General features: G+C 62.3%; 3 protein-coding genes. All 3 read left to right on the forward strand.

All coding sequences use genetic code 11. The features are described from left to right. Positions 1-42 precede the first annotated feature (42 nt). Positions 43-849: a phosphatidylcholine synthase gene (gene pcsA / locus EN879_RS30950; protein ID WP_024503276.1), complete on the forward strand. Its 807-nt coding sequence runs from the start codon at positions 43-45 to the stop codon at positions 847-849. Positions 850-906: 57 nt separating this feature from the next. Then, entirely contained in the window at positions 907-1,884 is a 978-nt protein-coding gene (locus EN879_RS30955; protein ID WP_063168005.1) for a quinone oxidoreductase, read from the forward strand. A 133-nt stretch (positions 1,885-2,017) separates the two neighbouring features. Then, on the forward strand, positions 2,018-2,810 hold a 793-nt coding region (locus EN879_RS30960; protein ID WP_164774690.1), incomplete at its 3' end, for an ATP-binding cassette domain-containing protein.

Here is a 2,810-nt window from a genome sequence, read left to right on the forward strand (position 1 = left end):
GGATTGGCGGGGCCCGTGAGCAAGAACACAACGGCCAGGAATTTGGCAGCACGAAAAGCCGCCAAAAAGATCACGGACCGGATTCCGCGCCCGAAGAAGAAGGTCACCTGGCCGCAGGCGAGGGCGTTCTCCGTCCACCTTTTGACCGCCTCGGGGTCGTTCCTGGCCTTCCTGTCGCTCGTGGCGGCAAGTGAAGAGCGCTGGACCGCAATGTTCTGGTGGCTCGGGCTGGCCCTGTTCGTCGACGGCATCGATGGGCCGATCGCCAGAAAACTCGAGGTCAAGGAGATCCTGCCGACATGGTCGGGCGAACTGCTCGACAACATCATCGACTACGTGACCTACGTGCTGATCCCGGCCTTCGCGCTCTATCAGCGCGGCTTCATGGGCGAGGGCCTGTCATTCCTGTCGGCGGCGATCATCGTCGTTTCCAGCGCCATCTACTATGCCGACACCGGCATGAAGACGAAGGAGAATTTCTTCAAGGGATTCCCGGTGGTCTGGAACATGGTGGTGTTCACCCTGTTCGTCATCGAGCCCGGACAATGGGTTTCGTTCGCGGTGGTGGTGGTGGCCGGCGTCCTGACTTTCGTGCCGATCAACTTCATCCACCCGGTGCGGGTGGTGCGGCTGCGGCGCATCAACCTTGGGATGACCCTGTTGTGGTGCGCTTTCGGCGCGCTTGCCCTGGCCCAAGCGGCGCTCGCCGCCTTCTACGATCAGATCGGCGTGCTGGGCGAGCAGGTCAGCACCTTCACCAAGATCGGCATCACCATCACCGGGCTTTATCTTGCCTGCATCGGTGGCATCATGCAGTTCTTTCCCAATCTCGGTGCCAAAAAGGCCTGATCGGCCACTCCCACAGGGAGCCTGGCCCCACAAGCCTAGCCCACAGGAAGCCTAGCAATGTCCAAAGCGATCCGCATTCATGCCAATGGCGGCCCGGAAGTTCTGACCTATGAGGACGCTGATCCCGGCCAGCCGGGATCCGGGCAGATCCTGGTCCGGCACACCGCGATCGGCCTCAATTTCATCGATGTCTACCATCGCTCCGGTCTCTATCCGCCACCCGGCGGCTTCCCGCTCGTGCCAGGCAGCGAAGCCGCCGGCGTGGTGCTGGAGGTCGGCCATGGCGTCGACTGGCTGAATCCGGGCGATCGCATCGCCTATGCCGTGACGACGGGGGCTTACGCGCAAGAACGCGTCATCGATGCCAGCCGCGTCGTCAAGGTTCCGGATGGCATCAGCGACGAACAGGCCGCAGCGATGATGCTGAAGGGCATGACCGCGGAATATCTGCTGCGCCGGACGTTCAAGGTGAAGGCCGGCGACACGATCCTGTTCCATGCCGCTGCAGGCGGCGTCGGCCTGATCCTCGGCCAATGGGCAAAACATCTCGGCGCCACCGTCATCGGCACCGCCAGCTCGTCCGACAAGATCGAGCTCGCCAGGGCGCATGGTTTCGATCACGTCATCAACTACAAGGAACAGGATTTCGTCGCCGGCGTCGCCGCCATCACCGGCGGCAAGAAATGCGATGTCGTCTACGATTCGGTCGGCAACGACACGTTTCCGGCTTCGCTCGACTGCCTGCGGCCGCTCGGCATGTTCGTCAGCTTTGGCCAGTCCTCGGGACCTATACCGCCGTTCAGCATGTCGTTGCTGGCACAGAAGGGCTCGTTGTTCGCAACAAGGCCGACACTGTTCGTCTACAACGCAAAACGCGAGGACCTCGACGCTTCTGCTGCCGCCCTGTTCGAGGTCGTGCTCAGCGGCGCGGTCGAGATCCGGATCAACCAGCGCTACGCGCTGAAGGACGCCGGCAAGGCGCATTCCGACCTCGAGGGCCGCAGGACCACAGGGACGACCATTCTCATCCCTTAGTTCGTTCTGCCTTGCTATCCCTTGAATTTCCGCTGAAATTCTTGAAGCTCTTTCAAGACGTGTGCCGCTTTCCGATGAGAGCCGGCCGCGCCTACCATGCCTGCGGGAACACAGAACATGTCTGGCTAACCAGATGGGAGGCACTGTGAGTGCAAATCAGGACGGCACGAACCTGCTTGAGGTGCGTGGCCTCACCAAGATATTCGGCACGCTGACGGCGTGCGATCATATCGATCTCGACATCGCCAGGGGTGAGATCCACGCCTTGCTCGGCGAAAACGGCGCCGGCAAGTCGACGCTGGTCAAGATGCTTTTCGGCTCGCTGGAGCCCAATGCCGGCGAGATCTTCTGGAACGGTCAGGCCGTCAGGATTTCCAGCCCGGGCGTCGCGAAAAAGCTCGGCATCGGCATGGTGTTCCAGCATTTTTCGCTGTTCGAGGCGCTGACCGCGGCCGAAAACATCGCGCTGTCGCTGGACGACGGCTCGCCGATCAGCAGCATCGCTGCGAAGGCGAGGGCGCTTTCCTTCAGCTATGGCCTGCCGCTCGATCCTGAATCGCTGGTCGGCGACCTGTCGGTGGGCGAGCGCCAGCGCATCGAAATCATCCGCTGCCTGCTGCAGACGCCGCAGCTCATCATCCTGGACGAACCGACCTCGGTGTTGACGCCGCAGGAAGCCGACAAGCTGTTCGAGACGCTGGAGCGCCTGCGCTCGGAAGGCAAATCCATCCTCTACATCTCGCACCGGCTCGAAGAGGTCAAACGCATCTGCGACCGCGCCACCGTGCTGCGCCACGGCAAGGTGGTCGGCCATTGCAATCCGCGTGAGGAAACAGCCTCTTCGCTGGCGCGAATGATGGTCGGCAATGAGGTGCAGGCCGTGGTGCGCGCGCCGGTCGAGGGCATCGACAAGGCGCAGCCGCTGC

This window comes from Mesorhizobium sp. M7A.F.Ca.AU.002.02.1.1, assembly GCF_003998535.1.
In the GTDB taxonomy this organism is placed as follows: Bacteria; Pseudomonadota; Alphaproteobacteria; order Rhizobiales; family Rhizobiaceae; genus Mesorhizobium; species Mesorhizobium ciceri.

Coding starts and splice junctions, on each gene's coding strand:
- EN879_RS30955 (WP_063168005.1), top strand. CDS start 907: ATGTCCAAAGCGATCCGCATTCATGCCAATGGCGGCCCGGAAGTTCTG.